Source organism: Actinomyces sp. HMSC075C01, assembly GCF_001812965.1.
Lineage (GTDB): Bacteria > Actinomycetota > Actinomycetes > Actinomycetales > Actinomycetaceae > Actinomyces > Actinomyces acetigenes.
In genome coordinates this window covers 130,163-149,887 of the sequence record NZ_KV811031.1, presented here as the reverse complement: position 1 = coordinate 149,887, position 19,725 = coordinate 130,163, and the positions used below count along the sequence as shown (strand labels likewise).

Below are 19,725 nucleotides of genomic sequence, written 5' to 3'. Positions count from 1 at the left end.
AGCACAGGCCGGAGTCCAGGTAGGTGCGGGTGCGGATCTTGTAACGCCGACGGCGCTTGCGGGCCGCCAGGAAGTAGGCGTCCAGGCCCGGGGTGTCGAAGTAGGTCGAGGCGTAGCGGAAGTGGCGCAGGCCGTCGATCTGGAGGACCCGGGCCCGCGGGGCCAGGTGGCTGATGACGTGCTGGGTGTCGCCCGGGGGCACTAGGTACTTGCGGTCCATGCGAGTCAGGAGACTTGCCTCGGAGTTGAGCTCGGTGAGGGTGATCGTGTTGATGCCGTCGGTGTTCAGCACGGTGCAGTCCTTTCCGGGGTCGGCAGTGGCGAGGTGGGGCCGGTGCTGCCGGGCAGCAGCGGTGGCGGTGGTGTGGGGAGGAGGTGGCCGCGTGACGGGCGCACGGTGGGTGCACTGGATGTGCTGGGTGCGCGGTGTTGACGCGGTGGCGCCGCAGGTGAGGCGGGCCGGCTGGGTCAGTTGTAGCGGGGCTGCACCATGGACGGAGGGTTGCCCACCTGAGCGTGCTGCTGGGAGGCGTGCTGCCGGCGGTGGCCGGTGATCCAGTCGTACCGGGGTGGGGCGGTGGCTGCTCTCGCGGCGCTGTCGGCCACGGGGGCCTCGGGCCAGAGTTGCTGGCTGGCGGGCTGAGCCTGAGTAGCGGCCTGAACGGGGGCCTGAGGCGGAGCCTCCCGGACCAGGTGGGGACCCTGCACCACCTTCTCCTGCTGCACCTGGGCGGCCGGTGGCTGAGCGGGCCTGGCTGCGCGGGAGCGAGGACGCAGCCGGTAGTGGACCTCGACGATGGTGGTGTCATTGACCAGGTCCAGGCTCTTGAGGTCAACGCTGCGCACCTGGGCGCCGAGCAGGTCCTCGAGCTCGGTGATGAGCTCGTTCTCGTCGCTGATGGCCCGGTCAAGGGTGACGACCTGGTTGCGGTTGTGGCGCATGAGCGCCGGGTGGTCCCCCACCCACAGCGAGGCGAGGAGGAGGGCCATGAGGATGGCGACGATGATGAGGTGGGTCTTGATGCCGCCGAGCAGGCCCAGGGCCAGGGCCGCGAAGAAGTAGGCCACCTCCCCTTGGGCCAGGGAGGAGGAGCGCAGGCGGATGATGGACAGGACGCCGAAGAGCCCCAGGCCCAGGCCCGCTCCGACGTTATCGCTCGTTGACAGCAGCAGGGTGACGGCCAGGACGCCCACGTTGACGCCGATATAGGCGGCCACGAGGTCTCGGCGCCCGTGGCGCGGGATGTAGAGGGCCCCGACCAGGATGGCGAGCGCCACCAGGTCGGCACCGATGTAGGCCAGTGTCAGTGGTAGATCGTGCAACACCTGCTGCATGAGGATGTCCTTGGGGGAGGCGGGCCGGGAACCGTATTGTTACGATAACATAACAATATGTCCGCTTATATAAATCATGCTAGGGCGTCGGTCTCGTGCTCGGTGTGAGGCTGCATACCCTGGACGGCCTCCTTGCGTCCCACGGCGTCTCCCGGCTTCGTGTTGTAGGTGTGAGGTGCTGGTCGGAGCAATCGCCTTCAGCTGCTTCCGGTCTCGACTGCTTGCTGGGTGTTCGCTGGATGTGACGACACGCCGAACGGGCGTGTCTGAGGGGGTGAATTCTGCGTCTCCGTCCCCAGGGCTGGGGGTAGAGCGCCGACGGCGACCGTCCCTGCCTGTGGCTAAGGCTCGCGAATAGATGTCGTACCCGTGTAGGACCATCGTTGTGCGGATTGCGGGGATGGGGTCGAGGGCCTCTGGCGGGGTGCTCACGGACTGTCTCCACCAGCCGTCCACAGTGAGGTCAAGGTTTTCCACAGAGGGGAGGGGTGGTGTGCACAGGGCCACGTTAGACACAGCATCTTGGGGTGATGGACCCGGATCACCCCAAGGGGTAGTGTCTTGCTCTGCGGGGCCATTCTGGCCTCCCGTGAATGACAAGCGTGTGGTGCCGCCGGCGCAGTCCCTGTCCGGGGACGGGCCGCAGTCACCGCCACCCGATCCTGAGGAAGAGACGGACATGGCGATCACCATCTACAGCAAGCCCAACTGCGTCCAGTGCACGGCCACCTACCGTGCCATGGACAAGGCAGGCCTGTCCTACGAGACGGTGGACATCTCCTTGGACGCCCAGGCCCTCGAGCAGGTCAAGTCCCTGGGGTACGCCCAGGCTCCCGTCGTCGTCGCCGGAGAGGACCACTGGTCCGGTTTCCGTCCGGACAAGATCAAGACCCTTGCCCTGGCCGTCGAGTCCGTCGCGGTCTGAGGCCGCGGGGGCGCGCCGTGAGTAGCGGGCCTCTGCTGGTCTACTTCTCCTCCACCTCGGAGAACACGCACCGATTCGTGGGCAAGCTCGGCTTCCCGACGGCGCGTATCCCCCTGAGGCGCACGGATCCGCCGTTGACCGTGCACGAGGAGTACGTCCTGGTCGTCCCCACCTACGGTGGCGGCTCCGTCAAGGGGGCGGTGCCCAAGCAGGTCATCGCCTTCCTCAACAACCCGAACAATCGGGCGCTGTGCCGGGGCGTCATCGCCTCGGGCAACACCAACTTCGGCCAGGCCTACTGCCTGGCGGGTGACATCATCGCCAGCAAGCTGGGGGTGCCGTTCCTGTACCGCTACGAGCTGCTCGGCACCCCCACGGACGTTGCACGCGTCAAAGAAGGATTGGAAGACTTTTGGCAGACACGCTGACGGACACCGGCTCAGAGACCGTGTCCTCCCCGGAGCTGGACTACCACGCGCTCAACGCGAAGCTGAACCTCTACGACGCGCAGGGCAGGATCCAGTTCGACGCCGACCATGAGGCGGCCCGGCAGTACTTCCTCCAGCACGTCAACCAGAACACGGTCTTCTTCCACGACCTGGAGGAGAAGCTCAAGTACCTGGTTGAGGAGGGCTACTACGAGGGCCACATCCTGGACAAGTACTCCCCGGAGTTCGTCAAGTCCGCCTTCAAGGCCGCCTACGCCCACAAGTTTCGCTTCGAGACCTTCCTGGGCGCCTTCAAGTACTACACGTCCTACACGCTCAAGACCTTCGACGGGAAGCGCTACCTGGAGCGCTTCGAGGACCGCGTCACCATGGTGGCCCTCACCCTGGCCGACGGCGATGAGCAGCTGGCCCTCGACCTCGTCGACGAGATGATGTCCGGCCGCTTCCAGCCGGCCACCCCCACCTTCCTCAACGAGGGCAAGGCCCAGCGCGGGGAGCCCGTGTCCTGTTTCCTGGTGCGCATCGAGGACAACATGGAGTCGATCGCCCGCGGCATCAACTCCGCCCTCCAGCTGTCCAAGCGCGGCGGGGGAGTGGCCCTCCTGCTGAGCAACCTGCGGGAGATGGGCGCCCCCATCAAGCGCATCGAGAACCAGTCCAGCGGCGTCATCCCCGTCATGAAGCTGCTGGAGGACTCCTTCTCCTACGCCAACCAGCTCGGGGCCCGTCAGGGTGCGGGGGCGGTCTACCTGCACGCCCACCACCCCGACATCATGCGCTTCCTGGACACCAAGCGTGAGAACGCCGACGAGAAGATCCGCATCAAGACCCTCTCGCTGGGCGTCGTCATCCCGGACATCACCTTCGAGCTGGCCCGCAACAACGAGGACATGTACCTCTTCAGCCCCTACGACGTCGAGCGCGTCTACGGCATGCCCTTCGCGGACATCAACGTCACCGAGAAGTACCGCGAGATGGTGGACGACGGGCGCATCAAGAAGAAGAAGATCAACGCCCGCACCTTCTTCCAGACCCTGGCCGAGATCCAGTTCGAGTCCGGCTACCCGTACGTCATGTTCGAGGACACGGTCAACAAGGCCAACCCCATTAAGGGCAAGGTCGTCATGTCCAACCTGTGCTCCGAGATCCTTCAGGTCTCCGAGCCCAGCGAGCTCAACGAGGACCTCACCTACGCCCACGTGGGCAAGGACATCTCCTGCAACCTGGGCAGCCTCAACATCGCCAAGACGATGGACTCCCCGGACTTCGCCCGCACGATCCGCACCGCCGTGCGCGGCCTGACCGCCGTCAGCGACCAGACCCACCTGCCCAGCGTGCCCTCGATCGACCGGGGCAACCACGAGTCGCACGCCATCGGCCTGGGGCAGATGAACCTCCACGGCTTCCTGGCGCGCGAGCGCATCCACTACGGCTCCGAGGAGGGCCTGGACTTCACCAACGTCTACTTCGCCAGCGTCCTGTTCGCCGCCCTGACGGCGTCGAACGAGATGGCCGTGGAGCGCGGGGAGAGCTTCGTGGGCTTCGAGGACTCGACCTACGCCAGCGGCGAGTTCTTCGAGAAGTACGTGACCCAGGACTTCGTGCCGGTCACCGAGCGCGTCAAGGAGATCTTCGCGGCCTCCAGCGTGCACGTTCCCACACGTGAGGACTGGGCTGAGCTGGCCGAGAAGGTCAAGAAGGGCGGCCTGTACAACCGCAACCTGCAGGCCGTGCCGCCCACCGGCTCGATCTCCTACATCAACAACTCCACCTCCTCGATCCACCCGATCGTGGCCAAGGTGGAGATCCGCAAGGAGGGCAAGATCGGCCGCGTCTACTACCCGGCGCCCTTCATGACGAATGACAACCTCGAGTACTACCGGGACGCCTACGAGATCGGCCCTGAGAAGATCATCGACACCTACGCCGTGGCCACCCAGCACGTGGACCAGGGGCTGAGCCTCACCCTGTTCTTCCCGGACACGGCCACCACCCGCGACGTCAACCGCGCCCAGATCTACGCCTGGCGCAAGGGCATCAAGACCCTCTACTACATCCGCCTGCGCCAGGCCGCCCTGACCGGCACCGAGGTCGAGGGCTGCGTCTCCTGCATGCTGTGAGCCGGAGTTGGTGGGCCTCTTTAAGGAAGTGGAAAGGATCTTGAGTGGGCCGCGTTGCCTACGGGGATGAGAGTGTTCGCCGCTCTGGTGTCTCTGAGTCGGTGTATTTTCTAGGCACATATATTGCAGATGAAGATCAATCCGATCTTGCTGATGCGCTCTCTGTGTATGTGCGTCAAGGTGGAAAACTACATTGGAGAGATCATACACCTCGCACGAAGCGAGCGGTCTGTGAGACTATCAGTGAGCATAATGCAAAATATCTTGTCGTTGCAGCCTCCCCTATTCCCGAGGGGAAGGGCGAGGAGCGTGCTGGGCAGCAGGCGTTGCACTGTTTAAGTGTGATGCTTGAAGGGGATTTTGGTGTGGATTCACTTATCCTCGAAAGAAGGCAGCAAACTCAGGATGAAAAGGACAAGAGGACGATTGCCTTAGCTCAGCGTAATAAGGTGTTGACGTCGGGATTTCGTTTGACTCACAGGTTTGGTCATGAAGATAAGCATCTATGGGTTCCTGATCAGGTGATCGGAGCACTGGGCGATCATTGGGCCGGCTCAGATGCTGGCGATAACTGGAGCATGATCGCTGACCGTGTGTGGGTTGAGCGTATTGATCCCCGTAGGTAGCGCGAACGCCGGGCCCACATGACGACACGGGTGCACCGGCGCTTACTTCCTCTCCGCGCCGTAACGCGGCGGCACACCAACTGTACGTCAGACTTGTAGGTATTGCCAGCAGTTGCGGCCGTTGTTGGCAATAGCGGCATAGGTCACACGTTTCCACCTCTTCTTGCAGCGCCATTAGCCGGCTGCAGCCGAGGACTCCTCGGCGCGGCGGCGCAGCTCGCGCACGGTGGCGTGCGGGTCCTCCCCGGCCGGGAACCCGCGCAGGCGCCAGTACATGGCCAGCAGGGAGCCGGTGATCGTGTGCCAGAAGGTCGCCACCGCGCAGGGCGCGGCCACCGCCGCGCTCAGGTACTGCAGGGCGAGCGTTGAACCGAGCCCGGCGTTCTGCAGGCCCACCTCGATACCGATCGTGCGGCGGTCGGCCCGCGAGACGCCGAAGGCTCGCGCCACGGCGTAGCCCAGGGCGTAGCCGGTTGCATTCTCCAAGGCGATTGCGGCGAACATGAGCGGCCCCGCGGTGGCGATGAGCGGCTGGCTCTTGGAGGCCACGGCCGCCACCACCGCGGCGATCGCCACGACCGAGACCCACGGCATCGCCGGCTGGATCCGGGCCACCTGCCGGTGGAAGAAGACATTGCAGGCCAGGCCCGCACCCACCGGCAGCAGCACGATCTGCACGATCGACAGTGCCATCGACCCGGCCGGCACCTGCATGTAGGTTCCGGCCAGCCACAGGGTCAGCAGCGGGGTGACGATAGGGGCGAGCATCGTGGAGAAGGCGGTCATCGACACCGAAAGGGCCGTGTTGCCCTTGGCCAGGTAGCTGACCACGTTCGACGTCGTCCCCCCGGGCACGCAGCCGATGAGGATGATGCCGACCTTGAGCTCGGGGGGCAGCGGCAGCAGGTTCGCTACGCTCCAGCCCACCAGCGGCATGATCGCGTACTGGCTGAGCACGCCCAGAATGACCGGCTTCGGGTGACAGGCGATCATCGTGAAGTCCGGGATGGACAGGGTCATCCCCATCCCCAGCATCGTGACGGCCAGCAACGGTGTCATGTAACCGGCCAGCGGCACGAAGGTGGAGGGTGAGAAGAAGGCGGCGAGGAAGGCGCCGAACATGATGAGCGGGAAGACCGTCACCGCGATGCGGGCGCTGCGGTCCTGCCTCTTCTCGGAGGCCGCGTCGGCGGAAGCCTCGACGTCGGGGGCCGCGCCCGTGGACTCCTTGGAGCGCGGTGCGGTGTCGGTGTCGGTGGGGGCTGTCATGGGATGCCTCGGATCATTGGTGGAGCATCAGCGGGGATACGCCCGGCGACAATAGTCCGAGGAGTGATACGTCGCCGTCTCAGTCCATCGTACGGACACGCTTCAGGTTCCGAGGCCTGAGGCGTTATTCGAGCTCGTCGTCAGTGTCGACGTCGTCGGAGTCGGGCTCGTCCTCGGGCTCACGCCATACCTCGTCGCAGCGGTGGACGCTCGTGGCGATGAGGCGCGCGTTGGGCAGGTCAACGGTGCGTACCCAGTGGCCGGCTGCTAACGGGTTCTTGCCGAAGTCCTCGTGCCGGTTGATGAGTCGCAGCACGAGCACCTCCTCGGGCACGTCAATGTGGATGAGCAGGTCGATCCGCTCGCGCACCGCGCCCCAACCGCGCGTCTCGAGCGCGAGATAGTTGCCCTCGGTGACGACGACGCCGGTCCCGCTCACGATGCTTCCGGCTGCCACGGACTCGTGGAGGTCCCGCCGGTACACCGGGACGAGGACCCGTGGGGCGCCGTCGGCCCGCACCCGGTCCAGGGTCGTCAGGTAGCCCTCGACGTCGAAGGTGTCGGGCGCGCCCTTGCGGTTGCCGCGCCCCAGCTCGTCCAGGACGGCGTTGGACAGGTGGAAGCCGTCCATGGCGACCAGCCCGGCGAAGATCCCCGCCGCTTTCAGCTCGGTCTCCAGCTGCGCAGCAATCGTTGATTTTCCCGAACCGGGAGCTCCCACAAGCCCGACGACGAGGCGCGCGGGTGCGTCGTCGGCCGCCAACCGCTGCCTGAGCTGGTCGACGAGGCTGCTGACAAGGGTGGGGGTTTCGCCCACCCGAACCGTTGGGCTCATGGAACTATTATCTCAGTCAACTAAGTGGCTGAGGCCTGGAGGCGGTATCTGTATCCATTGTGATGCTTTGCCGTTCCTCGTCTTCACGGGATCGGGCTCTCTCAGGAAAAAGACAGCAGCACCCCTCTCCTGCCGATGTCGACGGCGGAAGTCGACGGGAGTTGAAGCCAGCTGAGGCAAGGCCGGGACCTCTGGTTGGACTTGCCGGCCACCCGCTCCGGGGTCAGCACGGCGCCGGTGACGTGCTCCCATATCGCCGTCGGGCTGCGACAGCCCGCGAGCACTCCGGTCACGGCCAGGGACAGGACTGGGACGAAACGGCTATTGTGATGGCGAGCACGGTCGTAGTCTGAGGGAGTCCGCCATGCCGCGCGGCACGAAGTGGGTGCCGTACGCGACTCTTCCGACGTCAGGAAACACACCATGGCAGAGTCCTCTCAGTCGTCACCGTCCTCTTCCTCCCTGCCGCCGGCCACCTCCTCGCCCGCCTCGACCTCGGAGGAGGCCGGCTCGACCGTCAGCCGCATCAACGCTCGCATCATCGGCATCTGCGTGGCTGCCGCCCTGGGCGGGTTCCTCTTCGGCTTTGACACGGCCGTCATCAATGGCGCCGTCGACGCTCTCTCTGACCAGTTCGCTCTCAGCGATGCGCTCAAGGGCTTTTCCGTCTCCTCGGCGCTCATTGGCTGCACGGTCGGCGCCTGGTTCGCCGGGCCGGTTTCCAACCGGATGGGGCGGGTGCCGGTCATGCTCATCGCCGCTGTCATGTTCCTGGCCTCCGCGCTCGGATCGGGACTGGCCTTCGGCGTCATCGACTTCATCGTGTGGCGTGTGGTGGGCGGCCTAGGAGTGGGGGCGGCCTCCGTCATCGCCCCGGCCTACATTGCCGAGGTCTCTCCGGCGAGCGTGCGCGGCCGTCTGGGCTCCCTCCAGCAGCTGGCGATCGTCGTCGGCATCTTCTCCTCCCTGCTGGCCGACGCCTGGTTCTCCGGTCAGGCCGGCGGGGCCGCCAAGGAGCTGTGGCTGGGGATGGAGGCCTGGCGGTGGATGTTCATTGCCGAGGGGGTGCCGGCCCTCGTCTACGGGCTTTTCGCCTTCCGGCTGCCGGAGTCCCCACGCTTTCTGGTGGCGCGCGGCGACTACGACAAGGCCTCCCAGGTGCTCTACGACTTCACCGGAATCATCAACGTCAACCTCAAGATCGAGGAGATCCGCTCAACCATTGACTCTGAGAAGCGCGAGTCCCTGTCCGACCTGCGCGGCTCAGCGCTGGGGCTCAAGCCGATCGTGTGGGTAGGTATTCTGCTGTCCGTCTTCCAGCAGTTCGTGGGCATCAACGTCATCTTCTACTACTCGACGACGCTGTGGCGCACTGTGGGCTTCCAGGAGTCCGACGCCCTGACCATCACGGTCATCACGTCGGTCACCAACATCGTGGTGACGATCCTGGCGATCCTCCTGGTGGACAAGGTGGGGCGCCGGCCCATGCTGCTGGCCGGCTCGTTCTTCATGACGATCTCGCTGGGGCTCATGGCGCTGGCCTTCTCCTTCGCCAACGTCAGTGGTGGTGAGGTGACCCTGGAGGCGCCGTGGTCGCCGATCGCGCTGGTGGCGGCGAACCTGTTCGTCGTGGCTTTCGGGGCGACCTGGGGGCCGCTCGTGTGGGTGCTGCTGGGCGAGATGTTCCCTAACCGGATCCGTGCCGGGGCGCTGGCGGTGGCGGCTGCGGCCCAGTGGGTGGCGAACTTCTTCATCTCCACCACGTTCCCGACCTTCTCCAGCATCAGCCTGACCTTCGCCTACGGCTTCTACGCAGTCTTTGCGCTGCTGTCCCTCCTCTTCGTCTTCTTGCGGGTACCCGAGACCAAGGGCAAGGAGCTCGAGGAGATGGAGGACCTGGCGGTCTGAGGCGAGCTGGAACCTACGCAGCCAGGCTCGTGATCGTCACCTTTCGCTTGAGGCTGTGCCCCCAGGCGTGTTGGATCCAGCGGGTGGCACCATGGGTGCCGAGCCCCGGCACCGCTGGAACCAGTGTGAGCGCCACTCCGCAGTTGCGCAGAAGATCCTGGGCTCTCTGAATGGCCTGCACGGGATCCTCGACTGTGAGGGAGCGGAGCTCGGGAAGAGCTGCTTCCAGCTTGTCACGATCGTAGGCGGGGAAGTTTCTTAGGGTGCAGCTTCGCGTCCGCAGCCTGGCGAGCCAGAGCCGCCTGGTACCCGGTCTCATGGAGGTTCCAGATGCGGGCAGGGACACCGGTGGTGTTCTCCAGCCTGAGCGCCATGTCGTGGCTGAGTGGGGCTTTGCCTCGAAGCAGCTCGCTGACGTGCTTTCGGCTCACATCAAGTCGGCGGGCAAGCTCAGCGGCATTGATGCCCTCCTCTTCCATCCACTCCTCGATGAAGTCCCCGGTAGGCACGACATAGTCGGGGTGTGCGGTGTACGTGGCCATGCCTGCCTTCCTTTCAGGTGCTTCGGTGGTCTAGTGGTAGTCGACGATCTCGATGACGCAGGCGACGACAGGAGTGCCGCCTTCATCGGTGACGATGAGTCGCCAGTTGGTAGTGATCCGGGCTTGGTTGATTGTCGGGGCTTGTCTGCGTGAACCGGTCATACCTCGATGGGCACGGCGGTGACGGGGACGCTGAGCTCTGCCGCGATCGGCGTGTAGAGATCGGCCCCCTGTGCGGAGGTGCTCAGCGATACCAGAAGTGCGTACCGGACGGGTAAGTCACGGCGGTCACGTCGATTGTTGTTCTTCCACCAGCCACCGACGGGGTAGACGGCTATATGGTCGCATGCTGCGAGTTCTGCGCCGGTGCCCTGCCACTCGTCCTGGTGGAGTGAACCGTAGTGTCGTGCTCGTGTACCGAGTAGCCAGTGATTCAAGTGGCTATCTGTGGACGAGTAGTCCTCGTCCTCCTCTTCCTGAGCCTGTCGATTCACTCGCGCGAGGAAACGCCTCACGTTGATGTCGGTCGGGGCTTTGAGATCGAAGCGGAGACCGTAAGAGGCATACGTGTACTTCCCCTTCCAGCCACGCCGTGTGGCGGAAGGCTCGATGAAGTAGGACAGCGTGACACGCAGACGTACGTCAGCTTCGCCGAGTGACTGAAGGACATCGCGAGGCCAGGGGAGAGCGTGAAGCCGAAGCTCCCGCATTGCATATGTCTCATCGAAAGGGCAGAACTCGTCTTGAACCACCATGGTGACTGCACGGTGAGATGATGTGAGGACTGCTTCCTCCGTCGGTACTCCCCACCCGTAGTGACGCAAGAGCCGAGCTCGGCCGCTCTTGGTCTCGCATGCATCTAAGTGCGCGCGCATCCGCTCAGTCCACCTGGCCTCATGAACCAGAAGAGCCCGTACGGTCTCCGGCCAGTAGGAGGGGTAACGGCTCATGGCGAGCGCTGCTAGCCGTGCGGCCTGCGCAGTAGCGGCGCTCGTCGCATTGGCCGATGTCAGGTCCACATCGTTCCTGATACCGGTGGACCTGAGAGAAAGAAGAGGGTGCTTGGGTTCTGCAAAACCCTGCCTGTCCAAAAGAACATTGCCGCCCTCCAGGCATATCTCTGGCTTGATGGGCCATGGTTTGTCGCCAAATAGTAAAGAAGTTCGGCTGTGGGGGGAGAGTTCTCCGGCGGGTGCTACTAGAGAGTAACTATGAAAGCTCGGGTCGCTCGGAACCTGATCGAGTTGAGTAAAAGCACCAACCGTTAGTGCATTCCATGACTGTCCGGGATCTCGGATTGGGGACATGTCTGAGTTGTCTAGGTGATTGATCGTGTAGGAGTTCGCGTCCACATTTGCCGCAGAGACGATAATGAGACGTTTTGCATCGGGTTCTGGTTTCGAGATGAGAGAAAATCCGTCACTGTGAACTTGAATGTCTGTGCCTACGGCGAGGGCGTCTACCGTTGCCGACCAGAGTGTCGGCCGGCCGGGGTTGGTGTCAGACTTTGTGCTGACAGGCATGCAGAAGGTGCGTCGACGAGAGGACCCAGCCTCCGGAATGGAAATCGCATGAATGGTGGCGCTGGCATAGTCACGCTGCTGAGCTCCTGCAGGAGTGGGGAAGATTTCTACAGACTCTAGGCGATGTTTTAATCTGATTGTTTGTGTTCCTAGAAGAAGATCATCCAGGTGCTCACCGTAGAGCGCAATTCCTGCCATTGATGTGCCATGGCCGTTACGATCATGACCGTTTGAAGCTGTGAAGATCGAGTGCTGGTCGCTGCTTGCCAAGGAGCCCTCGAGGAGGGTGTGCGCTCGGAAGACTCCGGAGTCGAGGTGGCACACAACTGGAGCCCCCACTTCCGCTGGAATAACCCTTGTGGAGAAATCAAGAACATATTCGAATCGTTCACTGTCGGAGAGGTCCTCGATAGTGTCAATGAATGAGGGTGTGCGAATCTCAGTGAAAGGCAGGTCTGTTACAATAAGTGTCTCAAGTTGTTGTCGTGTGGCTCGGATGTGTACGATCAGCGAGTCTCCAATTCGTAACTGTCGAGCAGAGATCTCGAGACTAAATGACTTTATAATGCGCTCGAGCAGGCCGGGGCGCTCTCGACGCTGGTCAAGCCACAGCTCCCACCAGATCGCTCCTCCGTAAGGAGGATTGCCTTCTGATGTCCACAGGTCATTGAGATACGTTTCCCGAATGTGAGAAATATTGGCAATCAACGCATTGTTTTTAGGTTGATTATTTTCGTCGCTGGTGGCGAGATAGTCCTCAAAAAGTTTAAAAAACTGATGTCGAAAACCGTCGGCAACCCATATATTGGCTCGTTCAGGAGAGTCCTCTGTGGCAGGGTGCACCGATAGAAGAAGCCACTTCGGTTTTCTTGATGTCTTACCCTTCCGCGTCAACTGTGTCAGAGAGTCAAGTTTCAGTTCGAAGTCGGCGCTGACGCCCTCAAGTGTTAGGTACGTCCCATTGGCTTGTAGTACCGGATCAAGATCCTGGGAGTCCCGGGCTTCCTGTTCTTTCGTAAATACTGCATCAATCTCTTCGATGAGACGCTTGCCGTGAGTCTGGCGATCTACAGGTCTGATAGCAGTCGTTCCCATGCCGCGTGCGGTCCGTGGCCTGGACCCAACATAGCCATTGACGTACAGGTGATCGAGGCGGGGCGACTCGGACATGGCCTACCCCAGGCTGGCGGAGCGGCGCGCAGCAAGTGCCAGCTCAAGATCTGCTCGTGTCACCACAGCGTCCCCTCTCATGAGCGCAGCCTTAGCGGCTGACTCGGCTGCCTTGACGATATCCGCATGACTGAGTCCCTCTGTGCGGGAGGACAGTCCGGTGAATGAAACGCCCTTGGCAAGTGACCCCAGGCGCTTGCGAATAACCGCTTGGGCTTGCCTGCCACTCGGCAGCGAGTAGGTGAGGACGGCGTCGAAGCGACGGAAGAGTGCGCGATCCAGGATGGAACGATGGTTGGTGGCCGCGACCACAATCGACTCCGGGCTCGCTTCCTCCAGGAATACCAGGAATGAGTTGAGGATGCGTCGCGCTTCGCCGACGTCGTTGCTGCTTCTGTCTCCGCCGAGGGCGTCGAACTCGTCGAAGAGGTAGACCGCGCGGTGGGTGGCGACCTCGTCAAACACTGTCCGCAGCTTGGAGGCAGTCTCACCCATGAACTTGCTGAGCAAACTGTCCAGACGCACGGTGTACATCGGAAGTGAGAGCTCAGAGGCGATGACGGAGGCAGTCATGGTCTTGCCTGTACCGGGCGGGCCCTCGAGAAGCAGACGATGCATCGGGGTGAAGCCATGCTCGATCAGAACGGACCGTTGCCGCTGCTCCTGGATGACCTGCGTGATCTGCTCGCCGAGCTCAGGTGAGATGACGAGATCGCGCAGCCGTACCCGTGGCTGAGCGATCTCAACCAGACCGGCGATGTCTCCCTCGGGTCCCTCGGGGCGTGGAAGTGTGGCTACCGTCGCAAGAGGCGAGCGTGCTCGCTGACGTGAGGAGTCGACAGCCTTCTTGATGTCAGAGGCGAGTCGGTGGTGCCCCTGACGAGCTTCCCGAGCGGCGACCTGCAGGGCGACGGAGTAGAAGGCGTCCTCGTCACCGGAGGCATGACTGCGCACCATGGCTGTGATGTGTGCACCGTGACCTGCCACAGAGGGCCTCCCTTCCGTGTTCGCCTGAGTTGTCACCGTCATCGTACGGCACGCCAGTGACACATTCCCCGGTGCCGCGCTGGGATCGCTCTCACGTCCACCAGTAGATCGTGCTTGTTGCGGACGAAGCGGCTTTCGCGCTGTGTCGACTTGCCTGGCGCAGAGATGCGTCCAGGTAGGTTTATGTGGTTGCTGGGGTCAGTTGATCGGAAGAATAGGGTAGTTCTATTTCGTAGTGCTTGATTGCATCTATCGGGCTCTCTTGTAACTGTCCCACAGCATTTCGTAACCAGTGTACTCCGTGTGCGTCAGTGAAGGCGATCTCCACACCGGGGCGAGCGCACATCCCCCGCCATCCCTTGGGGGCAGCAAGCTGCCATTCGCCTGGTGGGAGCGTGGTAAGGATTCTTCGATACTCTGCTGGATAATGGCTCCCATTCTGTTCGTTGATGACGAAGGTTGCAACACAGCGATACACAGGAGAGAAGGAATGATTGTAGATGCGTATGATGTCTTCTTTTGTTCCTCCTGACTTCTGGTCCGTCAGGATCCAGGCGGCGATGCATGCCGCTTGCTCCCGTTTCTCATTTTCACTTCTTTGTCTCTTGTCTTCGCGTCGCCATTGAGTCTCACGTCTTAAGTTCAGCGCGGTAAGTACGGTTGCGAAGATGGTCCCTAGTGCGGCTGCCCAGGCGGCGCAATCTTGTATCGTCAACGAAGTCCCTCATTGATTTCTCGGGAGGTGTGTCAGTGGTTAAAGCATGGTCATTTCGCGTGATTTCCTGCCGGCAGTACGTCAAGCGGCGGCAGGGAGTTCACGATCTCCTGGGTGCGGACAGAGACGGTGGTGATGCGGGCGATGAGGTCCAGGAGGTAGAGGGGCTGCGCCGGGGCGGTGGGGCCGCCGCCCGCGCCCTCGGCCATCCAGTCGTTGGGATCCTTGATGATCCCGGAAGCCTTGTCGGTGCTCACGCGGTAGCGCTCCAGCAACCAGTCCAGACCGCTGCGCGACCCCAGTAGGTAGTCCTGCGCCTGGGCGGGAATGCCGGAGATTGTCACATGCTCGTTATAGATAATCGAGGTCTTGTCATCCTGCTTCTTGCCGTCCCGGAGAAGTCGGTCGTAGCGCATTTTCTCCACATGCAGCAGGCTCGGTGAGATTGTTTCCCGCAGATCCCAAGGCACCTCCTTGCCGTCGACGACGAGACTCAACGGCGTGGGCTCCACCGACTCGTAATCCAGGTGCAGGTCGGCAAGACCACGCCCAGCCGTGGTGAAGGCGACGAAGTCCTCCCGGCTCGCCACCAGCGGGATATGAGGCAACGACTTCTTCAGATCCGCGCCATACCGCGTCCGATACTCCGGGGAGTGCAGAAGGGCATACACGTAGTAGAAGACGTCATCCTTGGTCACCTCCGGCCCATAAGCGGCCTGGTAGCTGCGCAGCGTGGCATCGGTGATGTTGTCCACCCGGCGGTAACCGCCCAGCACCTCGCCCTCCTGCCCGACGGCGGTGTCGGACTCCTCCATATCCGTGCCACCCGAGAGATCCAGCATGCCCGCCTCGGTTGCACGACGAGCCCCAACCGGCTCCCACGTCCACCGCGGGAAGAACTGACCTCCGCTGCCGGCGCCTGTGACATGGAGGTTTGGTGCCGTATCCGTCATAACGGTGGAGAAGGGAACGTCCGAGCCTTGACCAACAAGATAGAAGCCGACATTGTCGTGCCCGGGAGTCGGGAAGTAACGGCGCAAAACAGCAGGGAGGTAGATGATGCCGTCGGAGGCGTTGAGCCACTGCTTGCAGAAGGGGCGGTACAAGCCGCAGTAGGTGGCTCCCGCGTTATAAGTGATGACGCGGTTCTTCTCCAGAGACTTGTAGAGGTCCCGAGTCCACTTGATCCGCGTCTCGTCGTTCGTGACAAGATCGCGCACCTTCGCCCCGGCCCTCAGGTCGGCTGCCCGGGTGCGGTGGACCCGTTCGCGCTCCTCGTTGTACGTCTCAATGAGCCGCTGAGCCGAGTCGCGCAGCCCCGGCAGAGAGAAGTTATAGACCCATGCGTCTCGCCCAGTTTCGGCGCCACGAGAGTATGAGGCGAAGATCGGCGCCTGTCCCTCGCCAATCGGCTGCCAGGATTCGTAGCTCGGGTCGCGCTGGTTGATCCAGTCGCCCTGGGCGTTCGGGGTGATGGTCTCCCACTCCAGGGTGTCGATCTGCGACTCCTCGACGATCCGCAGCTTGTTCTCCCGGGAGAGGTAGTCGCCGATGTCCCGGTAGTGCAGGACAGCCGGCCCCTCATGGACTGGGTCCTTGACGAGGAAGGTGACGGCCACGGTCGCGCGAGAACCCGAATCGAAGACCTTGCCTCCCTCACGCCGAGAAAGCTCGCCGGCGGTGCGCTGGTTACCCCGCAAGTTGTAGACGTAGAGATGGGAGAACTCCTCGGTCAGGGTGAGGCGCACGCCGTCGGCCGTGTTTCCGTCGATGAAGCCGCCGTTGGTGACGAAACCGATGACCCCGGCCTCCCCGACGCGGTCCGAGGCCCAGCGGATGGCCCGCAGGTAGGAGTCGTACAGGGAGTTCTTGTTGGTGCCTGTGGAACGGGCCGCATAGGTCGCCTCGATCTTGGCGTCCAGGGACGGGTAGTGCTGGTTGGCGTTGTTGTCATTGGCGGACTCCTGCCCCACCGAGTAGGGCGGATTGCCGACGACCACCTGAATGCTCGTTAGCCCCAGCTGGGCCGCGGCCCGCTCGTTGTTGGCCACGAACACGCTCTGATCCAGCATGTCCTCGTCCTCGGTCATCTGGAAGGTGTCGGCCAGGACGATCCCGTCGAAAGGCGTGTACCCCGCCTGCGCCGGGTCGCTCACATCACCGCCGGCCGGTGGCGCCTCGCTGCGCATGAGGTCGCGGTAGGTGACCTCGATATTGGCCGCCGCAATGTAGTAGGCCAGCAGCAGGATCTCATTGGCGTGCAGCTCGCTCGCGTACTTGCGTGCCAGATCCGCCTTGCTGATGAGGCCGGACTGCAGGAGCCGGACGATGAAGGTCCCCGTCCCGGTGAAGGGGTCGAGCACGTGCACACCCTCATCGCTGATGCCGCGCCCCAGGTGGGTGCGTGCCAGCCAGTCCACGCTGCGCAGAATGAAGTCCACGATCTGCACCGGCGTGTAGACGATCCCCAGCGACTTGGCGGTCTTGGAGAAGGCCAGGGCGAAGAACTTCTCGTAGAGCTCGGTGATGACCCGCTGCTTGCCCGCGGCGTTGTCAATGCCCGCGCAGCGCTCACGCACCGACTCGTAGAAGCCCTTCAGCCTCTCGGTCTCCGCCTCCAGGTTGGAGCCGTCCAGTACCCGGAGCATCCGGCCCATCACCTGCGCCACCGGGTTCTCGGCTGCGAAGTCGTAGCCGTCGAAGACCGCATCGAAGACCGGCTTGGTCACCAGGTGCTGGGAGAGCATGTCGATAGCAGATTCCGAGGTGATCGAGTCGTTGAGATTGGCGCGCAGAGCCGCCAGGAAGCGCTCGAACTCTGCTGCCACCTCGGGGTCCTGCACCCGCTTGGCCAGGCGCGTGCGGTGACGGGCCGCGATATCGGCCACGTCCTTGGCCCACTGCTCCCAGTAACGCCGCGAGCCAACCTTCTGGACCATCCGGGCGTAGATCGCCTCCCGCCACTTGCCCAGCGCCCCCAGGTCGAAGGCCGCCTGCTGAGGCGCCGGAGTGCCGGAGGAATCGTCGTCGCCGCCCGGAGCTCCGAAGGGATCGATGATGGCGATCTTGTCCGGCTTGGACTGGTTGAGGTCGATCTTGTTGACCATGGCGTCGAAGCGCTCATCGTGAGCGCGCAGCGCCTGCAGCACTTCCCACACCACGCGGAAGGTGTCATTGTCAGACAAGACGTCCTCGGGCGACATCCCAGCCGGGATCGCCACCGGCAGGATAATGTAGCCGTACTGCTTACCCGGAGCCAGACGCATCACCCGCCCCACGGACTGAACGATGTCCACCTGGGACTTGCGCGGGGACAGGAACATGACCGCGTCCAGGGCCGGGACGTCCACACCCTCGGACAGGCAGCGGGCGTTAGACAGGATCCGACAGGACACGGACGTCCCCTCCGACTCCGAGCTCGACGACGCCTGCCGGGTCGGCGCCGGCGCGCCCAGATCGCCCGAGAGCCAGGACAGTAGACCGTTGCGCTCCATGATGTTCATGGAGCCGTCCACGTGGCGAACCTCCACTGAACCCAGCCGCTTCTGAGACGGGGTATCGGAGTCGATGCCGTCCGCGTCGTCGGGCAGCTCGGGAACCTCGGGCTCGTCGGCGAGCGTGAGCCGGTAGTCCTCGGCCACGTTCCTGAAGGAGGAGGCGAAGCGCTTCGAGGTCTTGATATCGCGGGCGAAGGCCACCGCCGTGCGCATCGGCTGGATATCCTTGCCGTAGTCGGCCGTATCCACACTGCGCTTGGCCAAGGCGTTCCAGCAGCCCACGATCCGGGCGGCGTCGTCGAGCCCGAGTTCGCCGTCCTGATGAGCCAGAGAGGACTGCATCTGATCGGCGATCTGGTCCTCTGAGACCGTGAGGACCAGGACCTTGTAGTCGGTCAGCAGGCTGCGAGAGACCGCCTCACCGAAGCCCAGGCGGAAAAGCTCCTCGCCGTAAGTCTCGACGTCGTCCATGGAGGCCAGGATCGCGTTCTTCTGACCGGCTCGAGCCTTGGTCGAGTCGTCGTAGATGCGGGGAGTCGCCGTCATGTAGAGGCGCTTGGAGGCGTGGATGTAGTCACCGTTGTGGACGCGGACGAAGGCGGACTCATCCGTGCCCAAGGCGGTGGCGCCGGTCGTGCGATGGGCCTCGTCACAGATCACCAGGTCGAAGCCGGGGGCGCCGAGCTTCTGGGCCTGGGCGACGGCGTCGATCGACTGGTAGGTGGAGAAGACCACCGTCATCGGGGCCGTCCCGTGGACCGGGGCTGGACGGCGTGCCAGGCGGTCGGCGAGTGCCGCGCCGTCCGTGGTGGCCGGGATCGCCAGGTCCACCACCGAGATGTCCTCGCTCAGGCTGGTGCGCTTGCGCCCCTTGCCGACCTTTGTATCCGAGCAGACCGCGAAGGAGCGAAGCGGCACCTCCGACTCTGCGCTCCACTCCATGAGCGTCTGCGACAGCAGGGCGATGGAGGGCACCAGAAACAGGACCCGGCCACCGGAGCCCGCCATGGCCTCCGCAATGCGAAGGGACGTGAACGTCTTGCCGGTGCCGCACGCCATGATGAGCTTGCCCCGGTCCGCCGTGGACAGTCCGGCAGTCACCGCGTCCAGGGCTCGCTTCTGGTGCTCGCGCAGGCTCTTGCCACCGGTGCGCACCATGACCTCGGGGGTCTCCAGGCTGAAGGAGTCCCAGTCGATCGTGGAGTTGAACAGGTCCTCCAGGCCAATCCGGGAGACCGGGATGGCCTGACGGGACACCGTCTCCTCCGCGGCAGAGTTCCAGTGCTCCGTGGTGGACACGAAAAGCCGGGAGGTGAACTCACCCGTCCCCGACTCCGCCAGGAAGGAGTCGACGTCGCCCTTGGTGATGACGCCCGTGTCGGGGTCATAGAACTTGCACTGGACGGCGCACTGCTCGCCGGTCTCGCGCTCGCGGGCCACCAGGTCGATGCCGCGGTCCGGGCGCGCGCCCCGCTCCGGCCAGTCGCTCCACATCCACACCTCGTCAAAGCGCTCCGCGTAGCGCGGGTCCGTGAGAAGGAACTGGCGCACCAGGCGCTCGAAGGCCGTTCCCTTGCCGCGTTGCGTCCGCGTGTCGAAGTACAGGCCGTCCAGGATCACTTTGATGCGCGACTGACTCACGGGGGAAGCATACGGTGAGAAAGGTGGGGTGCTGCCGCCACGAGACCACGCGTGACGGGACTGTGTCGGAGCCGCGCGGGCTGGGCAGGGGAACGATCCCCATCCCGTGCGTCGGAGCGAGGACCTAAGGTGGCACCATGGCTCATCGTCGACGCAACATCCTCCGCTTCCTGTTCACCGCGC

14 protein-coding genes are annotated in these 19,725 nt (G+C 63.5%); 5 read left to right on the top strand and 9 right to left on the bottom strand.

Annotation, left to right across the window (positions count from 1 at the left end; genetic code table 11):
- A partial coding sequence (locus HMPREF2883_RS11710; RefSeq protein WP_141759118.1) for a VTC domain-containing protein occupies nt 1–292 on the bottom strand: 292 nt, incomplete at its 3' end.
- Between the two features lie 176 nt (nt 293–468).
- Nucleotides 469–1,335: a DUF4956 domain-containing protein gene (locus HMPREF2883_RS11705; protein ID WP_070662665.1), complete on the bottom strand. Its 867-nt coding sequence runs from the start codon at nt 1,333–1,335 to the stop codon at nt 469–471.
- A gap of 679 nt (nt 1,336–2,014) precedes the next feature.
- Here HMPREF2883_RS11705 and nrdH point away from each other — a divergent pair.
- Genes nrdH through HMPREF2883_RS14890 form a run of 4 tightly spaced genes read left to right on the top strand, consistent with a single transcriptional unit; the run spans nt 2,015 to nt 5,455 of the window.
- Complete coding sequence (gene nrdH / locus HMPREF2883_RS11700) at nt 2,015–2,260, top strand: glutaredoxin-like protein NrdH (RefSeq protein WP_003788409.1); 246 nt, start codon at nt 2,015–2,017, stop codon at nt 2,258–2,260.
- Between the two features lie 17 nt (nt 2,261–2,277).
- Nucleotides 2,278–2,688, top strand: a complete 411-nt coding sequence (gene nrdI, locus HMPREF2883_RS11695) for a class Ib ribonucleoside-diphosphate reductase assembly flavoprotein NrdI (protein ID WP_070662662.1) — start codon at nt 2,278–2,280, stop codon at nt 2,686–2,688.
- Nucleotides 2,673–4,829, top strand: a complete 2,157-nt coding sequence (gene nrdE / locus HMPREF2883_RS11690) for a class 1b ribonucleoside-diphosphate reductase subunit alpha (protein WP_070662658.1) — start codon at nt 2,673–2,675, stop codon at nt 4,827–4,829. Before nrdI ends, nrdE begins: the two co-directional genes overlap by 16 nt.
- Before the next feature lie 44 nt (nt 4,830–4,873).
- On the top strand, nt 4,874–5,455 hold the full coding sequence (locus HMPREF2883_RS14890) for a hypothetical protein (protein ID WP_141759114.1): 582 nt from the start codon (nt 4,874–4,876) through the stop codon (nt 5,453–5,455).
- A 174-nt stretch (nt 5,456–5,629) separates the two neighbouring features.
- On the opposite strand, the gene HMPREF2883_RS11685 is transcribed toward HMPREF2883_RS14890, so the two are convergent.
- Together HMPREF2883_RS11685 and HMPREF2883_RS11680 are read right to left on the bottom strand one after the other, a co-directional pair.
- Nucleotides 5,630–6,724, bottom strand: a complete 1,095-nt coding sequence (locus HMPREF2883_RS11685; RefSeq protein WP_070662655.1) for a bile acid:sodium symporter family protein — start codon at nt 6,722–6,724, stop codon at nt 5,630–5,632.
- Between the two features lie 124 nt (nt 6,725–6,848).
- On the bottom strand, nt 6,849–7,559 hold the full coding sequence (locus HMPREF2883_RS11680) for a nucleoside/nucleotide kinase family protein (RefSeq protein ID WP_070662650.1): 711 nt from the start codon (nt 7,557–7,559) through the stop codon (nt 6,849–6,851).
- A gap of 423 nt (nt 7,560–7,982) precedes the next feature.
- Between HMPREF2883_RS11680 and HMPREF2883_RS11675 the strand changes: the two genes are divergently transcribed.
- The gene (locus HMPREF2883_RS11675; RefSeq protein WP_075371137.1) at nt 7,983–9,467 is read left to right on the top strand and encodes a sugar porter family MFS transporter; all 1,485 of its coding nucleotides are present in this window, start codon (nt 7,983–7,985) and stop codon (nt 9,465–9,467) included.
- Between the two features lie 233 nt (nt 9,468–9,700).
- On the opposite strand, the gene HMPREF2883_RS14405 is transcribed toward HMPREF2883_RS11675, so the two are convergent.
- The 5 genes from HMPREF2883_RS14405 to HMPREF2883_RS11655 form a co-directional block, all read right to left on the bottom strand.
- Nucleotides 9,701–10,009, bottom strand: a complete 309-nt coding sequence (locus HMPREF2883_RS14405) for a HigA family addiction module antitoxin (RefSeq protein WP_070662647.1) — start codon at nt 10,007–10,009, stop codon at nt 9,701–9,703.
- 30 nt (nt 10,010–10,039) lie between these two features.
- The gene (locus tag HMPREF2883_RS14400; RefSeq protein WP_256277467.1) at nt 10,040–10,171 is read right to left on the bottom strand and encodes a hypothetical protein; all 132 of its coding nucleotides are present in this window, start codon (nt 10,169–10,171) and stop codon (nt 10,040–10,042) included.
- Nucleotides 10,168–12,702 carry a S8 family peptidase gene (locus HMPREF2883_RS11665; protein WP_070662644.1) on the bottom strand — a complete coding sequence of 845 codons (2,535 nt, stop codon included), beginning with the start codon at nt 12,700–12,702 and terminating at the stop codon, nt 10,168–10,170. The genes HMPREF2883_RS14400 and HMPREF2883_RS11665 overlap by 4 nt, the downstream gene beginning before the upstream one ends.
- Nucleotides 12,703–12,705: 3 nt before the next feature.
- Nucleotides 12,706–13,659, bottom strand: coding sequence for an AAA family ATPase (locus tag HMPREF2883_RS11660; RefSeq protein ID WP_218079144.1), 954 nt, complete (start codon nt 13,657–13,659; stop codon nt 12,706–12,708).
- 795 nt (nt 13,660–14,454) lie between these two features.
- Complete coding sequence (locus HMPREF2883_RS11655) at nt 14,455–19,542, bottom strand: DEAD/DEAH box helicase (RefSeq protein ID WP_218079143.1); 5,088 nt, start codon at nt 19,540–19,542, stop codon at nt 14,455–14,457.
- Nucleotides 19,543–19,725 lie beyond the last annotated feature (183 nt).

What these genes read in the sequence shown, in the direction of transcription:
- HMPREF2883_RS11705 (WP_070662665.1), bottom strand. Translation starts at nt 1,335, where the DNA reads ATGCAGCAGGTGTTGCACGATCTACCACTGACACTGGCCTACATCGGT.
- nrdH (WP_003788409.1), top strand. Translation starts at nt 2,015, where the DNA reads ATGGCGATCACCATCTACAGCAAGCCCAACTGCGTCCAGTGCACGGCC.
- HMPREF2883_RS11685 (WP_070662655.1), bottom strand. Translation starts at nt 6,724, where the DNA reads ATGACAGCCCCCACCGACACCGACACCGCACCGCGCTCCAAGGAGTCC.
- HMPREF2883_RS11680 (WP_070662650.1), bottom strand. Translation starts at nt 7,559, where the DNA reads ATGAGCCCAACGGTTCGGGTGGGCGAAACCCCCACCCTTGTCAGCAGC.
- HMPREF2883_RS11675 (WP_075371137.1), top strand. Translation starts at nt 7,983, where the DNA reads ATGGCAGAGTCCTCTCAGTCGTCACCGTCCTCTTCCTCCCTGCCGCCG.
- HMPREF2883_RS14405 (WP_070662647.1), bottom strand. Translation starts at nt 10,009, where the DNA reads ATGGCCACGTACACCGCACACCCCGACTATGTCGTGCCTACCGGGGAC.
- HMPREF2883_RS14400 (WP_256277467.1), bottom strand. Translation starts at nt 10,171, where the DNA reads ATGACCGGTTCACGCAGACAAGCCCCGACAATCAACCAAGCCCGGATC.
- HMPREF2883_RS11665 (WP_070662644.1), bottom strand. Translation starts at nt 12,702, where the DNA reads ATGTCCGAGTCGCCCCGCCTCGATCACCTGTACGTCAATGGCTATGTT.
- HMPREF2883_RS11660 (WP_218079144.1), bottom strand. Translation starts at nt 13,659, where the DNA reads ATGGTGCGCAGTCATGCCTCCGGTGACGAGGACGCCTTCTACTCCGTC.